Genomic DNA, 17694 nt, shown 5'->3' with positions numbered 1-17694 from the left:
CCTACTCGAAGTAGGCGTCGGCCTCCTCGGGGGTGAGCGCGTGGTCCACGGCGTAGGCGTCGTTCTCGTCGGAGACCTCCGCGAAGCGCTCGTCGAAGGTGTCGTCGGTGATGGTCTCCGGGATGGGCAGCCAGGCGTTGTTGCCGTCGAGCCCGTCCGCGGTGAACTCCTCGCCCTGGAGCATGCGGATCACCACGTGGAGCGCGGACACCGAGACCGACGGCGGGTTGGGGACGCCGATGCTGGTGTAGTCGCCCTCCGCGCGCTGGGCGTCCCACTCGCGCATGTAGCCCACGCGCGCCTCGCCGGTCATGACGACGTCGTCCACGAGGCCCTCGGCCTGGAGGGCCCGGAAGGCGCCGAGCGCCATGCCGTCCTGGACGAACACGCCGTCGACGTCGGGGTTGCTGGCCAGCAGGTCGCGGGTGACGGTCTGGCCCTGGTTCTGGTCCCACTCGGCGTAGTCGTTGGCGACGACCTCGACCCCGGCGGCGTCGAAGACCTCGCTCGCCCCGGACCAGCGGTCCTCGTTGGCGGGGTGGCCGTCGATGCCGTTGACCGCGATGATCCGGCCGCCCTCACCGACCTCGTCGGCCAGCCACTGGGCCGAGAGGGAGGCCCACTCGGCCTGGTCGATGACCACGTTGACGACGTCCTCGGAGGCCACGGCCTGGTCGATGGCGACGATCTCGATGCCCTGTTCGGCGGCCTCCGCGAACACCTGGTCCAGGGCCGTGGGCGAGTTCGGGTTGACGATGATTGCGTCCACGTCCGAGCGGATGAGGTTGCGGATCTGCTGGATCTGGCCGTTGATGTCGACGTCGGCGCTCTCCACGACCAGCTGGTCGACGATCCCCTCCGCCTCGTACTCACCGAAGGCGGTCTCCAGTTCGGACAGCATCTGCTCGCGCCACTCGCTGCCGATGAAGCCGTTGCTGACGCCGATCGTGAACGGGCCCTCGGTCTCGCCCGTTCCACCGCCGCCCTCGGGTGTGCTGCACGCCGTGGCCATCAGTGTCCCGGCCACGGCCGCGGCGCCCAGCGCCAGCGACCCGCGCCAACGTCGCCCAAGCATGTTCCGGTGCCTCGTCGAACCCATCGGGGGGACCTCCATCCTGTGAGCTGAGTCACGAATCTACGCATCCTTGTGGCGACCGTCAATAACCTTTTTGATGACAATCGACAAAAGTCAGCGATGATCCGATCTCCGTTAGCGCAAAAGAACAGAGCGTGGCCAGGGGGCCAAGGAGGGTTTCCCGGGGAACGGAGAACGCCCCCGGCGAGGCCGGGGGCGTTCGGGAACGGCAAGGGCGCGGTCAGCCGAGCCGGGCGGCGAGCGCGCGCAGGGCCTCCGGGCCGAGGGGTTCCGACGCGCTCAGCGGCAGCTCCACCGTGCCGTGGTCGGCGAAGCGGGCGCGGACGGCGTCCAGGACCTCGGGGTCCACGTCCTCCGGGACCTGGTTGACGATCACCCGGCCGAGCCGGAATCCGGCCGCCACCAACTGGGCGGCGGCACGGTCGGTCTCGGCCAGCACCATCCGACGCGGCACCAGCACGAGCCTGACCTCGGCGTCCTCCCGCAGGCGCGCGGCGGCCCGCTCCAGCTTGCGGCGGCGGGCGTGCAGCTTCTCCAGCAGCGGATCGTCGGGAGCGCCGTCGCCCGCGCCACCGACGACACCCACGGCGAAGCGGTCGGCGTCCACAGCCCGTTCGCGCTGGCGCACCAGTCCCCGAACCCACGGGGTCAGCAGTTCGGGCAGGTCCAGCAGGCGTAGCAGGTGACCCGTGGGGGCGCTGTCCACCACGAGCCGGTCCCACGTGCCGGGGACCTCCTCCATGGCGTCCATGAGCAGGTCGGCCAGGGCCGACTCGGCCATGCCCGGACCGGCCGCCGCGTGGTCCAGGTGGCGGGTGACGGCGGGCAGGATCTCCCGGGGCAGGGCGGCGCTGGCGTCGTCACCGATCTGCCGGACCCTGCGTCGCAGGGCGGCGTCCGCGTCGGGCTCGCGTGCCCACAGGTGGTCGCTGACCCGCACCGGGCGGTCGCCCAGGGAAAGGCCCAGCGCGTCACCGAGCGAGTGCGCGGGATCGGTGGACACGAGAAGGGTGCGCAGGCCCGCGTCGGCCAGACCCAGCGCGTGCGCGGCGGCCATGGTGGTCTTGCCGACCCCGCCCTTGCCGCCGAAGAAGACGATGGGGGCCTCCGCCGGGGCGGGCACGGGGGCCACCGGGCGCTCACGACGCCGTCCGCCGAACCTCAACAGCACACCCCCGGTCCACCGAGATCGTCCCGCCCCATGCGCAGGTGCCACTCGTGCAGGTCGGCCACCATGTGGGGAATGAGGTCGAGGGTCTCATAGGAGACGGGCCCCTCCACTCCCAGGGTCTCCAGGAGCAGCAGGGCCCGCAGGGTGTCCTCCTGGGTGCGCGCCTCCCTGCGCAGTTCCTGGCGCCAGCGCGAGGCGAAGACCTCCTCGTGGAAGGCCTCCACCCGTTTCCAGGCGTCACGCGCGCGGGAGAGCGCACCCATGGTGTTACCTCTCCTTCGGGTCGGCCGGGGTCTCCTCGGACGGGGTCTCCTCGGCCTCGGGGAGCTCCCCGGCCCGTCGGGCGGCGAAGGCCTTGCGCAGCGCCAGACCGGCCTCCACGACCAGCCAGACCGCCAGCGCGAAGATGACGAAGTCCAGCGGGGCCAGCAGGAAGAGGTCGATCAGGGAGTCCGACCTCAGGAACGAGACCAGGTTGACAATCAGCGCCCACGAGGTCATCACCAGCAGGAACAGCAACGGGATGAGGATGGCCAGCGGGTTGCGGCCCCGCTTGGTCACCCACACCGCGATCACGGCCAGCGCGAGCCCGGCGGTGAGCTGGTTGGTGGTGCCGAACAGCTGCCAGAGGGTGCCGAAGGCGAAGTCGCCCGGGATGAGCGCCAGGCCCAGGGGGACGATCGAGGCGACCAGGGTCGCGGCGGTGAGGTTGCGCGCCAGCGGCCTGAAGCGGACGATCTCGGCGATCTCCTGGACGATGTAGCGCTGGAGGCGCACGCCGGTGTCCATGGTGGTGGCGGCGAAACTGACCACCACGACCACCGCGAAGATGACGCCGATCTCCAGCGGGACGCCGATGTTGTTGGCGAACTGGCCGACACCCTCGACGAAGTTGCCGGTGGCCCCGGCGGACGCGGAACCGAAGTCGCTGTACAGCCCCCGCCAGTCCGCCAGCGGCGAGGCCGAGGCGGCGACGACACCGGCGGTGCAGGCCAGGATCGAGCAGACCGCGAGCGTGCCCTCACCGGCCGCGCCCAGGTAACCGACCATCCGGGAGTCGGTCTCCTTGTCGATCTGCTTGGCCGTGGTCCCCGACGCCACGAGGCTGTGGAAGCCGGAGATGGCGCCGCAGGCGATGGTGACGAACAGCAGGGGGAACCAGGGCGGGGAACCCGCCGGGACGTCGCTGTTGATCACCGGGGCGACGATCGTGTCCCAGCCGACGATCACACCGAGGCCGATGACGACGAAGGCCAGCATCATCTGGTGCAGGTTGATGTAGTCCCGGGGCTGGAGCAGCATCCACACCGGGATGCGGGAGGCCACGAACGCGTACACGAACAGCAGGATGATCCACACCGTGTTGGGGGTCATCCCCATCGCCTCGGAGACACCCGTGATGTCGATCGGGAACATCACGCCGAGCGGGATGCACACGTAGACCAGGGCCAGCGCGATGATCGAGGGGACCAGGGCCGCGGTGCGCCTCTTGTAGACGATCTGGCCGACCGCGATCGCCAGCGGGATCTCGATGAGCACCGGCAGGACGGCCGCCGGGTAGCTCACGAACAGGTTCGAGATGACCACCGCGAACACGGCGTTGACCATGGTCAGCAGGAAGAAGATGATCACCAGGAAGAGCGTGCGGGAACGCTTGCTGATGACCTCGCCCGCGAGGGTGCCGATGCTGCGGGCCTTGTGCCGGACCGACACCACGAGGGCGCCGAAGTCGTGCACACCGGCGGCGAAGACGGTGCCGAGCAGGATCCACGCGAGGGCGGGTCCCCAACCCCAGAAGACCGCGACGGCCGGGCCGACGATGGGCGCGGCACCCGCCACCGAGATGAAGTGGTGGCTGAAAACGATATGCCGATTGGTCGGAACGAAATCGACGCCGTCCTTGTAGGTGTGCGCCGGGGTGATGTACCCGGGGTCGAGCGCGTACACCTTCTCTGCCAAATATCGCGAATAGTAACGGTAGCCAACGGCGAACACCGCCACCGACGCGAGTAGGACTAGGGCTGCGGGCATGGCCGAGGCCTACCTTTCACGCTCCGGGTCCAAGTCGTCACCGCGTCCCCTCTGTCCGTGCTCGTCACCTGGGGGGTCGCGGCCGATTCGGAGTATGGGTTAAAGTCACCAGAAATTAACATGCGGCATTCCTCACATATAAGGCCTGACCTTGACGGACCTGATCACGGTTTGGCAGCGATCCACCGTCGCCGAACTCTCCTGGACCACTCCTTCCGGCCCTTCGGGTATTCCCGTGGTTCCACTCATGTGGCGTGACTCCCCGTGCGTCGCGCTGCCCTACTCCATGGCCGGGACCGCCGGGGAGCTCCGGGGGCGGACCGTGGCGTTCAGCGTGAGCGCCGAGGACGCGGGGGGCCGCTCGGCGGTGGTCGGGACCGGTCCGGTCGAGGTGGTCGAGGACCTCGACGGCTCCGCGTTCGTGGAACACCTGGTGGAGCAGGAGGCGATCAAGCACCCGCCCACACGGCTGCGCGCGGACAGCCTGATCGCCCGCCGTGAGAACTGGTGGTGGGTGCCCCGCCTGCTGGTCTCCCTCACCGGGATCGAGGAGCAGCACGCCCTGCGCCCCCGGACCCGCGCGCGGGACGCCCTGCTGGTGCGGGACCGTGCGGGCCGCCCGGAGGTCGAGGTGGTCACGGCCGAGGCCTGGTCCGACCGGGGCGACGTCACCCTGTGGTCGCGCGGCGGCACCCCGCTCGAAGGAGAGGGCGAACCGGCCTTCGTGTTCGCGCACCAGTACAGCCCGGACTTCGAACGCTGGGAGCGGTGGTCCCGCCGGGGCTCGCTCTCCGGGGACACCCTTCTGGTGACCGGATCCGAGGGCGGCCCCACCGGCGACTCCCCGTCCGGCCCGCTGGCCCCCTACGGCCTGCTGGAACGCCTCGGCAACCACCGCTCCCTCGCCCGCGCCTGCCGCACGGCCATCGCCCGGGCCGAGTCCCGACGGAACACCTGACCGGGTGGAGCCCCGGGGGTCCCCGCCGGACGCTCCGGTCCGGGCGGGGGCGGCGGATAGGATGCGCTGGTAACGGCGATCGAGAAGAAACGCGCATGGGGAATCTGAACACCGAACTCTTCGCGGCGATCGACGGTGTCGCCAGCGGGGCCAACGAACACGCGCTGGCCGCGTCGGTCCAGGAACTCATGAGGAAGTACCGGAGCAGGGTGGACCCGCAGGACCTGGTCCTGGCCTCGGACACCGACGTCGCCGCCTACGCCGCCTACCGGCTCCCCGCCACCTTCACCGCCGCCGAGGCCGCCTTCGAGACCGCCGCGGCCTCGATCCCCGGGTTCGCCCCCGCCACCCACCTGGACGTCGGCGGCGGCATGGGCGCCGCCGTGTGGGCCGCCTCCTCCGCCTGGCCGTCCCTGCGCTCGACCACCGTGCTGGAGCAGTCCGCCCCCGCCATCAGGCTGGGCAAACGCATCGCCCGCCGGTCCACGGCACCGGCGGTCAGCGGATCGGAGTGGGAACGCTTCCGGCTCACCGGAGCCGTCCCGGACGGTCCCCGCGTGGACCTGGCCACCATGTCGTACGTGCTCAACGAACTCACCCCGGAGGTCCAGGAGGAGGTCGTGCGCTCCCTGGCCCGACGGGCCCGGACCGTCGTGCTGATCGAGCCCGGCACCCCCGAGGGGTACGCGCGCGTGATCAGCGCCCGGAGGCACCTCCTGGCGGAGGGGATGACCGTGGCGGCGCCCTGCCCGCACGGCGAGGCCTGCCCCATCGCCCCGGGTGAGGACTGGTGCCACTTCTCCGAACGCCTCAACCGTTCGGGCGTCCAGCGCAGGCTCAAGTTCGGCACGCTGGGCTTCGAGGACGAGAAGTACTCCTTCGTGGCCGCCACCACCGACCCCGTCGACCGCCCCGCCGACCGCGTCCTGCGCCACCCCCAGAAGCGCAAGGGCCTGGTCTCGCTGAGCCTGTGCACCACGGGCCCCGGGATCGAGGAGCGGGTGGTCTCCAAGCGTCAGGGCCAGACCTACCGCGCGGCCCGCAAGGCCGACTGGGGCGACGCCTGGCCGCCCCCGGAGACGGTCGGCGACTGACCGCGTCCGCCACCCCGGCGTCATCCCCCGAGTACGGAAGCGAAGCCCGCTGGGAACCGCCGCGCCCCGACGACGAGGGCGTGGCGTGGCCCCGGACCGGGAGTACGTCTCCGTCCCGGCCCTCCCGAACGACGACGGCGTCCTCGTAGCCATTCCCGCTGGACGGTTCGGGAGACCGCGTCACCCTCCTGGACGGGGAACTGGAGCCCGTGGAGGACTTCACCGTCCCCACCCGGTGACCCGCGTCCCCTTCCGGTCGGACCGCCCGGGCGCCTCGATCGCGGTGACGGCCGCCGCTATCCAGTGGTCAGCGCCAGGTGGCCGGGTCCCCGCCCCACCGGGTGGAGGCGTGGGCCCACCCCTCGGGACCGCCCGCGTAGGAGACCGGCGGGAGCGCGTGGCGCAGCCCGCCGTAGGCGGACGGGGACTCCGTCAGCCAGTCGGCGGGGTCGTACCCCCCGCCCTCGGCCGGGACGCGGACGACGTCGTTCATCAGCCAACCGGCGGTGCCCGCGAGGGAGAAGCGCAGGCGCCGCCCACGGCCGTCCCGCTGGCGGTCGGTGAGGGCCCGCAGCACCCCGGCGGCCAGCAGGTAGCCGGTGCCGTGGTCCAGGGCCTGGGCGGGGAGCGCCCCCGGACGCCCCTCGGGACCGGCCTCGATCGCCGCGATCCCGCTCGCCGCCTGCACCAGGCTGTCGAACCCCCGCCGACCGGCCCACGGCCCCGACCAGCCCCAGGCACACAGCTGGGCGACGACCAGCCCGGGACGGCGGGCGACCAGTTCCTCGGCGGCCAGCCCGTGGGCGTCGAGTCCGCCGGGCCGGTAGCCGGCCACCACCACGTCGGCGGAGTCCAGCAGCGCCTCGAAGGTACTCCGCCCCTCGGCCGTGCCCAGGTCCAGCAGGGTGGAGCGCTTGCCCATGCCGGTGTCGGTGTGGCTGTCCGGGTCCTCCTCCAGCCACGGGGAGTCCACGCGCAGGACGTCCGCGCCGAGCAGCGCGAGGGTCCGGGTGGCGACCGGACCGGCGATGACGCGGGTCAGGTCGAGCACCCGCGCCCCGCTGGCGGGGAGCCCGATGTCGCCCTCGGCCAGGCGGCGCCCGCCGTCGGGCCCCAGCGCGGCGGCCTCCGCCAGCGGGAGCCCGGCCGCCCGGAAGCCGCCGGGCGCACCCGGCTCCCCGTTCCCTCCGGGCGCGGGCGCCACGGCGACCGCCAGGCCTCCCTCGGCGTACACCGCGTCCTGGACCTCGCGCGCGGGGGTCGAGGCCACCCTCGCGGCCAGCCCCTCCGGGCCGGTGCCCTCGTCCAGCTCCAGTGCGGCCAGCAGTCGGGCCCGGTGGTGGGGGTAGTTGGCGTGGGTGCGCACCCAGCCGTCGGCGGCCCGCCAGAATCCGGAGAGCGGTGCGAAGGGGGTCGGCGCACGACCGTCCACCAGGAGGTGGCGCTCGCTGACGAAGGAGGTGGCCACCGCTCCCTCCTCGACGTTCACCTCCGGGACCGGCTGGCCGCCGCGCGCAGAGAGCAGTTCGGCGGCGGCGAGGGAACACGCTCCCACGGTGGCCCGGGCCAGCTCCCGGACGGGCAGGGTGGCGGGCAGCACCGCCCCCGCTCCCCGGTAGGCCACCCGTTCCGTCAGCTCCGGTGCGCCACCGATCGACTGCCACGCCTGGGTCGTCGCCGTGTCCTGTGCTCCGCCGGGGTTCGTCATGGCGCCATTGTGCCCCTCCGGCTCCCGGACGCCTCCGATCAGCCCCCGGTCGGGGTGGCCCCGGGTCACGCACGGGGCCACCGGCTCGGGTCGGCGGCCCGGGTCGGTGGTTCACCGGTCGGACCGTCACCCGGTGCGCGCCGCGTAGGCTGCGGGGATGGACGGCCACGCGGACACGGTGGTCCTCAGACCGGGGATCGACGGCATCGCCGAGGTGTTCCACACCCACCTGCGCCAACACGCCTACCCGATGCACACGCACCGGTCGTGGACGCTGCTCATCATCGACTCCGGAACCGTCCGCTACGACCTGGGCCGCCACGAGCACGGCGCCCTCGACCGCACGGTCACCCTGCTGCCGCCGGGCGTCCCGCACAACGGCACCCCCACCACCGCGCAGGGGCTGCGCAAGCGGGTGCTGTACCTGGAACCGGAACAGATCGACACGGGGCTGGTCGGCCGGGCGGTGGACCACCCGATGTTCGACGACCCCCTCCTGCGCCACCGCGTCCACCAGCTGCACGGCGCCCTGTTCCGGCAGGGGGACCGCCCGGAGGCGGAGAGCCGGCTCGAACTGGTCTCCGAGCGGCTCCGTCAGCACCTGCGCGGCACGGTGGGTCCCGCCGCGCACCCCGACGACCCCGGCCTGGCCGAGCGGTTGCGCGACCTCCTGGACGCGCGCACCGTCGAGGGGGTGCCGCTGGCCGAGGCCGCCCGGACCCTGCACGCCCACCCCGCCCACCTGACCCGCGTGTTCACCAGGCGGTTCGGGATGCCCCCGCACCAGTACCTGGTGGGTCGGCGCGTGGACCTGGCGCGGCGGCTGATCCTGGAGGGGCGGGCTCCCGCGCACGCGGCGGCCGTCTCGGGCTTCTACGACCAGGCCCACCTGAACCGGCACTTCACCCGGATCCTCGGGCTGCCTCCCGGCCACTACGCCCGCGCGCGCCGAATGGGCGCCCCGTCGCGGCTCAGCGGTGCATCCGAGCGCCCTTGACGATCCGGTCCACCCCGTTCTTGGCTCCGTGCACGGCCAGTCCCACCAGGTCCAGGGAGTCGCGGCCGACCGCGCGGACGGCGGCCCTGTTGTCCCGGTCGTTGCCGGTGGCGAACAGGTCGGAGGTGAACACCGCCAGGTCGGCCTTCCGCGAGACCGCCCGGCCGTGCGCCCTGGTCAGGGTCTCCCTGTCGGCCTCGAACACCATGACGGGCTGGCGGAACATCGGCAGGTAGGCGGTGCCGTCGGCGTCCTCATAGGGGTGGCCGACCAGCTCCGGGACACGACTCCCCAGCCCACTGACCAGGAACGACGTGACGTTGAGCCGCTGCCAGACAGCCAGGTCGTCACGGAGCAGGACGGCGATCTTGGTGTCGAAGCGCACGGGTGCGTCTGTGGTCTCCATGCGTCACATCCTCACCAGTGGCACCGGCCGGGGTCTTGTACGTTCCTCACCGATCGCCCGGCGGCTCGTACTCCAGGCCGACGCCGCGCGCCCACAGTCGGGTGGCGGTCTCCACCACCACGTCCGGGTCGTGCTCCTCGCCGTACAGGAAGAGCATCCGGGCGGTGTGCTCCACCATGCCGCCGAGCATGCTCGCCGTGGCCTCGACGTCGATGTCAGCCGAGGCCAGCCCCTCCTCCTGGAGGCGGCGCGTCCCCGAACTGATGCGTTCGACGAAGAGGCCCCGGATCTCCAGGAAGAGGGTCCGGAAGACCGGGTGGCGCGGCGATATCTGCTCGATGACCTGCATGATCCGCGCGTTGTCCCGGTAGGCGGCCAGGAAGCGGACGGTGGCGTGCCGGATCCGGTCCACGGGGGCGGTGCCCCGGGGCGCGGCGGAGCGGGCCGCGTCGAACATCTCCCCGGCCACCCCCTTGGCGACCTCGTGGAAGACCTCGTCCTTGGAGTCGAAGTACGTGTAGAAGCTCCCGTAGGCGATCCCGGCACGGCCGGTGATCTGGGCGATCCTGGTCTCCTCGAACCCGCGTTCCTCGAACTCCTCGCGGGCCGCCTGGACCAGGGCACCCCGCTTGCGCCGCCCGCGTTCCGTGGGCGGTCGCCCGGTGGCCGTCTGCTTTCCCACTGGCATCCCTCGACCCTCGCTCCCCTCGGTCACCGCAGGGGGAGGAACTTCGCGATGACCTCGTTCATGATCTCGTAGGTGCCGCCGCCGATGCTGAACACCCGGGCGTCCCGGTAGTGGCGTTCCACCTCGGTGCCGCGCATGAAGCCCGTGCCGCCGTGCAGCTGGACGGCGTTGTCCACCACGTAGTCCATGGCCTCGGTCGCGGTGTTCTTGGCCATAGCCACCTCGGAGATGAGCGGCTCGCCGTCCTGGAGCCGCTCCGCGATCCCCCGCACGTAGGCGGTGGCGACCTCGGTCCGGCGGTGCATCTCCACCAGCCGGTGCCGCAGGACCTGGCGCCGGGACAGCGGCCCGCCGAAGGCCTCGCGCTCCCGCACCCACGCGACGGACAGGTCGACGCAGCGGCGTGCCATGGCGCAGGCCTGCACGGACAGGCCGATCCTCTCGCTGGCGAACTGGCGCATGATCTGGTGGAAGCCCTGGTCCACGCCGCCGACGAGGTGGTCGGCGGGCACCCGCACGTCGGTCAGGGAGAGCTCCGCGGTGTCCGAGGAGCGCCAGCCCATCTTGTCCAGCTTGCGGGCGGCGGTGAACCCGGGGGTGCCGCGGTCCACGACGAACAGCGAGATGCCGTCGTGGCCGGTGCCGGAGGTCCGGGCGGCCACGGTGACGAAGTCGGCCCGGTACCCGGAGGTGATGAAGGTCTTCGCCCCGTCGAGCACCCACGTGTCGCCGTCACGGACCGCCCTCGTGCGCAGGTGGGCGACGTCCGAACCGGCCTCGGGTTCCGTGATCCCCAGCGAGCAGACCAGCTCCCCGGCCAGCGCCGGGCGGACGTAGTCCCGCACCAGGTGCTCACGCCCGTCCTCGACCAGTGCGGGCAGGGCGATGGTGTGGGTGAACAGCGAGGCGAGGACCCCGGTGGGCACTCCGGCGAGGACCGCCTCCTCGGAGACGACCAGCTGGTCGATCATCTCCCCCTCGCCGCCCACGGACGCGGGCTGGCCGAGCCCGAGCAGCCCGAGCCGACCGGCCGCGCGGTGCAGGTCCCGGGGCAGTTCGCCCTCGTCCTCCCACCGTTCGACATGGGGAAGGATCTCCCTGGCCGCGAAGGTCCGCACGGTCTCCCGGAGCGCGGCGCGTTCGGGGGTGTTCCATCGGTCGGTCCGCGGGGTGTCGGTCCCGGTCATGTACGCACACTCGCATCCGTGTCGCGGAGGGGTTCGGCCGGACCCCTGGGAGATCCAGCTCACACTTTGTTATGGTGCGCGGAACATGACAGAACAGTCAACATCTGGGGAGCCGCAGGACAGGCGGCCCCGGGAGGAGCCCCCGTGGTCGACACCGCCGTACTCGTCGAGGACCTGCGAGCCGAGCAGGAGGAACTGGCCGCCCTGCTCCGGGGCACCGACCCCGCCGACTGGTCCCGACCGACCCCCTCCCCCGGGTGGAGCATCACTGACCAGATCGCCCACCTGGCCTTCTTCGACGAGTCCGCGCTGACCGCCGTCACCGACCCGCAGGGGTTCGCGACGATGGTGGAGGCGGCGCTGGCCGACCCGGAGGGGTACGTGGACACGGCCGCCGCCCCGCTGGCGGCCCTGCCTCCGGGCGCCCTGCTCGGTCGCTGGTGCGAGGCCTCGGCGGCGCTCCGGAGCGCCCTCCTCGACGCGCCCGCAGGGACGCGGGTGCCCTGGTTCGGGCCGCCGATGAGCGTGCCCTCCAAGGCGACCGCGCGGCTGATGGAGACCTGGGCGCACGGCCAGGACGTGGTGGACGCGCTGGGCACGACCCGACGCCCCACCGACCGCCTGCGCCACGTCGTCCACCTGGCCCTGCGCACCCGGTCCTACAGCTACCTGGCCCGTGGCCTGCCCGCGCCCGTCACGGAGGTCCGGGTGGAGCTCACCGCCCCGGACGGCGGCCTGTGGAGGATGGGTCCGGACGGGGCCGAGGAGGTCGTGCGCGGCGACGCCGAGGAGTTCTGCCTGGTCCTGACCCGCCGCCGCCACCCCGCCGACACGTCGCTGACCGCCGAAGGTCCCGCCGCCCGGGAGTGGCTGGAGGTGGGCCAGACCTACGCGGGCGGTCCCGGCCAGGGCCGCCGTCCCGGCCAGTTTCCGCGCCGTTGAGGTCCCGACCGCCGACACGGGCCCGGGTCCGGGAGTCCGAGAGCGCGGGAGTCCAGGAGTCCGAGAGCCTGGGAGTCCGAGAGCCTGGGAGGCGGACACCGGGGCGGGCGACCAGACCGTTCGGGAAGTTGACCGAACTGTCAGGACGAGTCCGGGGTCAGGTGCCCTGAACCCTGGTGCGTTGGTTCCGCTCGTCGAACTCCACGAGCGCGGGCGGCCGATGTTCGGTGCGGGAACGAGGGGTGCGGTGTCGGGACGCGGGCGCGGTCCTTCCGGGCTTCGGGGCGGGGGTCCCGGAACTACCGGGCTCGGGAGAGGACCTTCTTCTGCAGGGCCTCCAGCGGACCATGACGGAAGGCGCGCAGCCACAGCAGGGAGGACACCACCAGCACCAGCGACACCACGGCCCACAGGACCAGCACCCACCACCGTCCCGTGTCCGCCATCCGTTCGGCCAGTCCGAGGCCGAAGCCGTAACAGACGAACATGAGGAGGACGTTCTGGGCCACGTACCCGGTCATCGCCATCCGCCCGAGGGCGGAGACCCCCGTGACCACGGGCCCGGTGCCGTTCGTGCGGTCCAGCAGGCGGCCGACCAGCCCGATCAGACCCACGGCGACCAGCGGAGCCACCACGTAGCGGTCCATGAGGAGCCAGTCCGGCCCGGCGACGGCGGTGACCACGGTGAGCGGGACGCCGAGTCCGAGACCCCACCCGAGCAGGCGGACGCGGAGGGCCCGCCCGACGGGGTCGCCCGCGAAGGCACCGGCCCGCAGGAGCCGCACCCCCAGCAGGAACATGAACACCATCAGACCGAAGGTGAGGACGGGTTCGAGGCGCAACCCCAGGAAGTGGTCCAGGCGGAAGGCGACCTGGTCCGCGTAGGAACCGTGCGCGTAGAGCTCGACCGCCTCGGGTGGCACGGTCGAGGTCCTCGCGGGATCCGTCACGAGCGCCGCCGTCACCAGGCCCATGAGGGCCACGTGCAGGGACACCGACACCCACATGACCCTGTTCCGGGCGCGCTCCGAACGAGTGAGAAGCCAGGCGACCAGCAGGGCGACCGCCGCGTACCCCATGAGCACGTCACCCGCGAAGACCAGTGTGAAGTGCACCGTCCCCTCGACGAACAGGAACAGCGCCCGCCACCGGTAGGGTCCGGGCCAGCGCGCGCCCCGTCGGGCGGCCGACCGGAACTGGACGGCCAGGCCCGCGCCGAACAACAGCGTGAGCAGGGCGAGGAACGTGCCGTTGGCGGCGGTCCGGAAGACGCCCTCGGCCAGGGTGGCGGCGGAGGGGTCGGCGTGGAACGACGTGAACGGACTCAGCTCGTCGGAGCCGTACAGGATCGCGGCGTCCCCGCCGGGCCCGGCGAACAGCCACACGTTGGTGGCGAGGGTGCCGAGGATGGCGACACCCCGCAGGACGTCCAGCAGGGGCAGCCGTCCGCCGACGGCACCGCCGGGGGTTGCGCCTCGGAGCGCTGTGTCGTCGCTGGTCACGTCAGGCTTCCTCCGCCCGCGCGGAGAAGAGGCGGTCGAAGTGCAGCCGGAGCAGGCGCTCGGCGGTGGCGTCGTCGAACAGGTCCGGGGTGGCCAGCTGGTGCAGGGTGAGCCCGTCCGCCAGGGCCACCAGGGCCGCGGCCTCGGCGTGGGGGTCGAGGTCGGCGGGGAGCTCGCCCAGGCGCCGCGCGGCGTCCAGCCCCTCCGCCAGCCCGTCGACCAGCTGGCGGGTGGTGGTCCGGTGCAGCTCGGCCATCTCGGGGTCGCGGACGGCGTTGGGGAGGAACTCCAGCCAGACGGTCAGCTCCATGCGCCGTTCCTCGTCCATGGGCAGGAGGGTGTGCGCGATCCGGAACATGAGGTCGCGGACGGGCGCGACCCGCTCCACCGCCTCGATCCTCTCCTCACCGCGCCGGTAGAGGTGCTCGACGCCGAAGCGCAGGAGGTCGGACTTGCTGCGGAAGTAGCGCTGGACCAGCCCCACGGACCCGCCGAGCTCGTCGGCGACGTCCGCGAAGGTGGTCGCGGCCAGGCCCTTCCGGGCGATGGTGCGCAGCAGGGCCTCGGCGACCTGGCGCCTTCTCTCGTCGTGGTCAGCGGTGCGTGGCATATAAAAATATTAGGGACATATTTTTATTACCGCAAACGCTGACCCCTCCCGGCCGCCCCTGGTCCGGGCCTCCCGTGGTTTCCGTGTCCGGGGTCGCCCCGATAATGCGGTGACGGCTTGCCCGCGCACGGGGGCCGAGACGGGCGAACGGGAGGCGACGTGGGAGCGGACGGGCGGGGCGCGAAGGGCGCGCCGCGACCAGCGGTGAGCCGCAGGTCCCTGCTGGTCGGCGGGGGTGTTCTCCTGGGCGGCGCCGCCCTGCTGGGCGCCTCGGTCCACGCCGCCCGGGAACGCTGGGACGTGGCGGTCGTGGGGGCCGGGGTCACCGGGCTCTCCGCCGCCCGCAACCTCGCCGACCACGGCCTCACCGTGGTCGTCCTGGAGGCCCGCGACCGGATCGGCGGCCAGCTGTACACCGACCACACCTTCAGCTCCGTCCCCGTCGAGCTGGGCGCCGGACTGATCCACGGCCGGGAGGCCCACACCTGGGAACTGGTGGCGGAGGCCGGGGTCGAGACCGTCCCGGTGCGCGCCGGGGAGGGGGTGTCCGACCCCGTCCCGACCCCGGAGGCCCCCCGCGACGACGAGGACGCCGCCGCGTACCTGCGCCGGATGGGCGTGCCCGAGGACCGGTGGCCCCCGGTGGCCATCGACAACGAGTCGCTGGAGCGGTGGAGCGCCGTGTGGATGCGCGAGTACGGGATCTTCGACTGGTGGTCCGTGCCCCGGGACAACTTCCGGGTGGTCGGCGGCTACGACGGCCTCCTTCCGCCGCTCTCCCACGGGCTGGACGTGCGCCCGGAGCACACGGTGCGCCGCGTGCGGTGGTCCGGGCGCGGCGTGGAGCTGGACACGGCGGCGCCCGACGGGGACCTCACGGTACGGGCGGACCGGTGCGTGGTCACGCTGCCGATCGGGGTCCTCAAGGCGGGCGACGTCGCGTTCGAACCGGAGCTGCCGTCGAGCCATCAGGAGGCGGTCGACGCCCTGGACCGCACCGACGCCCTCAAGCTCGTGTACGAGTTCGACCGCGCGGTCTTCCCCGCCGACGAGGACGCCCTCGGATGGGACGAGGACACCGGCTTCGTGTTCTGGTGCCTGTCCCGGGTCTCCCCCGAGGTGGTGGTGGCCTGGGCCGCGGGAGAGCGCGCCCGGGAGCTCCTGGCGCTGCCGCCGGACCAGCGGTTCGCCGCCGGACTGACGGCGCTGTCCGAAGCGCTCGGGGAACGGCTGCCGACACCCGTCGCGCGGACCACGCACGACTGGGCGGCCGACGAGTTCAGCCGGGGCGCCTACCTGGTCGTCCCGCCGGGCGCGCACGACGCACCGGGCGCCCTCGCCCGACCGTTGGAGGGAGTGCTGTACTTCGCGGGTGAACCGACCACCGGTGAGAACACCGTGGACGGCGCCTACGCCAGCGGCTACGACACCACGGACGCCCTGCTGGCCCGGGGGTGAGGGCGCACACCCCGACGGATCTCCGGGTGTCCCCAGAACCACACCCTGAACGTTATGCCGGAAATGGGCACTTGTGATGCAATAACCAGTGGGTTCGTGACCCGTGAGGGCCCCGACACCGCGCATCTGCACAGCAAGTTAGAGGGAGGTTGGCGATGACCAACCGCGCGTACGTGATCGCAGGGTCGGAGGCCACCGGCGGCGCCGGGATCCAGGCTGACCTCAAGGCCTTCCAGGAACTGGGCGTCTACGGCATGGGGACGATCACCTGCATCGTCTCCTTCGACCCCGGGAACGGATGGGGCCACCGCTTCGTGCCGGTCGACCCCGGTGTCATCGCCGACCAGATCGAGGCCGCCACCGCCTGCCACGACCTCGACGTCGTCAAGATCGGCATGCTCGGCACCCCCGACACCATCGACGTCGTCTCCAAGGCCCTCCAGCGCCAGACGTGGCGGCACGTGGTCCTCGACCCGGTCCTGATCTGCAAGGGACAGGAGCCCGGCGCCGCCCTGGACACCGACAAGGCCCTGACCGCGCAGATCCTGCCGCTGGCCACCGTGATCACCCCGAACCACTTCGAGGCCCGCACCCTCGCGGGGATGGAGTCGATCGAGACCGTCGACGACCTCGTCGAGGCGGCCCGCCGCATCCGCGAGCTCGGCCCCCGGCACGTGGTCGTCAAGGGCGGCACGGAGCTGCCCGGCCCCGACGCCGTCGACGTCTACTTCGACGGCGAGGAGGTCACCGTCCTGAGCGCCCCGAAGATCGGTGAGGAGCGGGTGAGCGGGGCGGGCTGCACCTTCGCCGCCGCGATCACCGCCGAGCTGGCCAAGGGCGCCGAGGTGGGCGACGCCGTGCGCACCGCCAAGGCGATGGTCCGCGAGGGCATCTCCCAGCGGCTGACGACCCACGCGCCCTTCGCCTCCGTCGTGCCGGTCTCGCCCTCCCGGCCCTGATCCCCACGGGGTGTCCTCGGTCACTCTCGCCACATACGTCGCCCGGATCATGATTGATTCCGGCTGAATCGGACAAGCCTGTGGGTGAATCCGATCGAAGGAGGCTCGCATGTCCGAGAGCGACAAGGCCGAGAACAAGTTCGACGAGTTCAAGGGCAAGGCCAAGGAGGGCGTCGGCAAGGCCACCGGCAACGAGCAGTGGCAGGCCGAGGGCAAGGCCGAACAGACCAAGTCCAAGCTCAAGCAGGCGGGCGAGAAGGTCAAGGACGCCCTGACGCCGGACGACAGGCCCGGACGCGACTAGGACTCCCAGGTCGCACCCAGGACACCAGGGGGAGGTCCCGCACGGGGCCTCCCCCTCGTCACGTCCAGGGGCTCACGGCGTCTCGGGGGCGGTGTCGCCCAGGGAGAGCAGCAGCGTCCGCATCAGGTCGGCGAGCTGCTCCTGCTCCTCCCCGCTCAGGCCGTCGAGCAGGCGCGCCTCGTTCTCCACGTGCGCGGCCACCGCGCCGTCCACCAGCGCCAGACCCTTGCCGGTGAGGGTGACCAGGACACGGCGTCGGCTCGCCGGATCGACCTGGCGGTGGACCAGCTCCTTGCGCACGAGGCGGTCGACCCGGTTCGTCATGGCGGCCGAACCCACCATCATCATCCGGACCAGGTCCTTCGCGGTCAGCTGGTACGGCTCCCCGGACCGCCGCAGCGTGGCCAGCACGTCGAACTCCCAGCGCTCCAGGTCGTACTCGGCCAGGAGGTCGGAGACCCTCCTCCCCAGCAGCTGCTGCAAGCGGTTCATCCGACCGATCACCCCCATCGGGGAGGCGTCGAGGTCGGGCCGCTCTCGGGCCCACTGGGCGAGGAAGAGGTCGACGGCGTCGTTCATCCGG

18 protein-coding genes are annotated in these 17694 nt (G+C 72.2%); 7 read left to right on the top strand and 11 right to left on the bottom strand.

Annotated elements, in window-relative coordinates:
* Position 1: 1 nt before the first annotated feature.
* The 4 genes from ACRWK8_RS04600 to ACRWK8_RS04585 form a co-directional block, all read right to left on the bottom strand.
* Positions 2 to 1075, bottom strand: a complete 1074-nt coding sequence (locus ACRWK8_RS04600) for a substrate-binding domain-containing protein (protein ID WP_378738881.1) — start codon at positions 1073 to 1075, stop codon at positions 2 to 4.
* A 241-nt stretch (positions 1076 to 1316) separates the two neighbouring features.
* Positions 1317 to 2267 (bottom strand): ArsA family ATPase, encoded by a 951-nt coding sequence (locus tag ACRWK8_RS04595; RefSeq protein ID WP_431868542.1) that lies wholly within the window; start codon positions 2265 to 2267, stop codon positions 1317 to 1319.
* Positions 2258 to 2530: a cory-CC-star protein gene (locus tag ACRWK8_RS04590; protein WP_378738885.1), complete on the bottom strand. Its 273-nt coding sequence runs from the start codon at positions 2528 to 2530 to the stop codon at positions 2258 to 2260. The genes ACRWK8_RS04595 and ACRWK8_RS04590 overlap by 10 nt, the downstream gene beginning before the upstream one ends.
* 4 nt (positions 2531 to 2534) lie before the next feature.
* Positions 2535 to 4298, bottom strand: a complete 1764-nt coding sequence (locus tag ACRWK8_RS04585) for a carbon starvation CstA family protein (protein ID WP_378738887.1) — start codon at positions 4296 to 4298, stop codon at positions 2535 to 2537.
* Between the two features lie 151 nt (positions 4299 to 4449).
* On the opposite strand from ACRWK8_RS04585, the gene ACRWK8_RS04580 reads away from it, so the two are divergent.
* Both ACRWK8_RS04580 and ACRWK8_RS04575 read left to right on the top strand, forming a co-directional pair.
* The gene (locus tag ACRWK8_RS04580; RefSeq protein ID WP_378738889.1) at positions 4450 to 5256 is read left to right on the top strand and encodes a hypothetical protein; all 807 of its coding nucleotides are present in this window, start codon (positions 4450 to 4452) and stop codon (positions 5254 to 5256) included.
* Positions 5257 to 5351: 95 nt separating this feature from the next.
* Positions 5352 to 6350 carry a small ribosomal subunit Rsm22 family protein gene (locus ACRWK8_RS04575; protein WP_378738891.1) on the top strand — a complete coding sequence of 333 codons (999 nt, stop codon included), beginning with the start codon at positions 5352 to 5354 and terminating at the stop codon, positions 6348 to 6350.
* 307 nt (positions 6351 to 6657) lie between these two features.
* Here the strand turns inward: ACRWK8_RS04575 and ACRWK8_RS04570 are convergent, their stop codons facing one another.
* Positions 6658 to 8058 carry a CoA transferase gene (locus tag ACRWK8_RS04570; RefSeq protein ID WP_431868539.1) on the bottom strand — a complete coding sequence of 467 codons (1401 nt, stop codon included), beginning with the start codon at positions 8056 to 8058 and terminating at the stop codon, positions 6658 to 6660.
* A 157-nt stretch (positions 8059 to 8215) separates the two neighbouring features.
* Between ACRWK8_RS04570 and ACRWK8_RS04565 the strand changes: the two genes are divergently transcribed.
* Positions 8216 to 9055, top strand: coding sequence for a helix-turn-helix domain-containing protein (locus tag ACRWK8_RS04565; protein WP_431868537.1), 840 nt, complete (start codon positions 8216 to 8218; stop codon positions 9053 to 9055).
* Here ACRWK8_RS04565 and ACRWK8_RS04560 read toward each other — a convergent pair.
* The 3 genes from ACRWK8_RS04560 to ACRWK8_RS04550 are packed head-to-tail and all read right to left on the bottom strand — an operon-like array spanning position 9030 to position 11336.
* Positions 9030 to 9461 carry a DUF2000 domain-containing protein gene (locus tag ACRWK8_RS04560; RefSeq protein ID WP_431868535.1) on the bottom strand — a complete coding sequence of 144 codons (432 nt, stop codon included), beginning with the start codon at positions 9459 to 9461 and terminating at the stop codon, positions 9030 to 9032. The genes ACRWK8_RS04565 and ACRWK8_RS04560 overlap by 26 nt on opposite strands.
* Positions 9462 to 9507: 46 nt before the next feature.
* Positions 9508 to 10149, bottom strand: coding sequence for a TetR/AcrR family transcriptional regulator (locus ACRWK8_RS04555; RefSeq protein WP_431868533.1), 642 nt, complete (start codon positions 10147 to 10149; stop codon positions 9508 to 9510).
* Positions 10150 to 10172: 23 nt separating this feature from the next.
* Positions 10173 to 11336: an acyl-CoA dehydrogenase family protein gene (locus tag ACRWK8_RS04550; RefSeq protein ID WP_378738902.1), complete on the bottom strand. Its 1164-nt coding sequence runs from the start codon at positions 11334 to 11336 to the stop codon at positions 10173 to 10175.
* Between the two features lie 144 nt (positions 11337 to 11480).
* Between ACRWK8_RS04550 and ACRWK8_RS04545 the strand changes: the two genes are divergently transcribed.
* The gene (locus tag ACRWK8_RS04545) at positions 11481 to 12278 is read left to right on the top strand and encodes a TIGR03084 family metal-binding protein (RefSeq protein ID WP_431868531.1); all 798 of its coding nucleotides are present in this window, start codon (positions 11481 to 11483) and stop codon (positions 12276 to 12278) included.
* A gap of 299 nt (positions 12279 to 12577) precedes the next feature.
* On the opposite strand, the gene ACRWK8_RS04540 is transcribed toward ACRWK8_RS04545, so the two are convergent.
* Together ACRWK8_RS04540 and ACRWK8_RS04535 are read right to left on the bottom strand one after the other, a co-directional pair.
* Positions 12578 to 13780: a DUF418 domain-containing protein gene (locus tag ACRWK8_RS04540; protein WP_431868529.1), complete on the bottom strand. Its 1203-nt coding sequence runs from the start codon at positions 13778 to 13780 to the stop codon at positions 12578 to 12580.
* Position 13781: 1 nt separating this feature from the next.
* Positions 13782 to 14390 carry a TetR/AcrR family transcriptional regulator gene (locus ACRWK8_RS04535; RefSeq protein WP_431868527.1) on the bottom strand — a complete coding sequence of 203 codons (609 nt, stop codon included), beginning with the start codon at positions 14388 to 14390 and terminating at the stop codon, positions 13782 to 13784.
* Between the two features lie 159 nt (positions 14391 to 14549).
* Here ACRWK8_RS04535 and ACRWK8_RS04530 point away from each other — a divergent pair, with 159 nt between their 5' ends.
* From ACRWK8_RS04530 to ACRWK8_RS04520, 3 genes are all read left to right on the top strand, one after another.
* Positions 14550 to 15848 carry a flavin monoamine oxidase family protein gene (locus ACRWK8_RS04530; protein WP_431868525.1) on the top strand — a complete coding sequence of 433 codons (1299 nt, stop codon included), beginning with the start codon at positions 14550 to 14552 and terminating at the stop codon, positions 15846 to 15848.
* Positions 15849 to 16003: 155 nt separating this feature from the next.
* Positions 16004 to 16807 (top strand): bifunctional hydroxymethylpyrimidine kinase/phosphomethylpyrimidine kinase, encoded by an 804-nt coding sequence (thiD, locus tag ACRWK8_RS04525; protein ID WP_431868523.1) that lies wholly within the window; start codon positions 16004 to 16006, stop codon positions 16805 to 16807.
* 109 nt (positions 16808 to 16916) lie between these two features.
* Positions 16917 to 17111, top strand: coding sequence for a CsbD family protein (locus ACRWK8_RS04520; RefSeq protein ID WP_378738915.1), 195 nt, complete (start codon positions 16917 to 16919; stop codon positions 17109 to 17111).
* 72 nt (positions 17112 to 17183) lie between these two features.
* Here the strand turns inward: ACRWK8_RS04520 and ACRWK8_RS04515 are convergent, their stop codons facing one another.
* Positions 17184 to 17690: a MarR family winged helix-turn-helix transcriptional regulator gene (locus ACRWK8_RS04515; RefSeq protein ID WP_352387820.1), complete on the bottom strand. Its 507-nt coding sequence runs from the start codon at positions 17688 to 17690 to the stop codon at positions 17184 to 17186.
* Between the last annotated feature and the right edge of the window lie 4 nt (positions 17691 to 17694).

Origin of the sequence: Nocardiopsis eucommiae (assembly GCF_965344335.1) — a bacterium.
GTDB classification, from domain to species: Bacteria; Actinomycetota; Actinomycetes; order Streptosporangiales; family Streptosporangiaceae; genus Nocardiopsis; species Nocardiopsis eucommiae.
The sequence above is the reverse complement of the archived record's forward strand: the minus strand, read 5'-3'. Positions and strand labels throughout refer to the sequence as shown.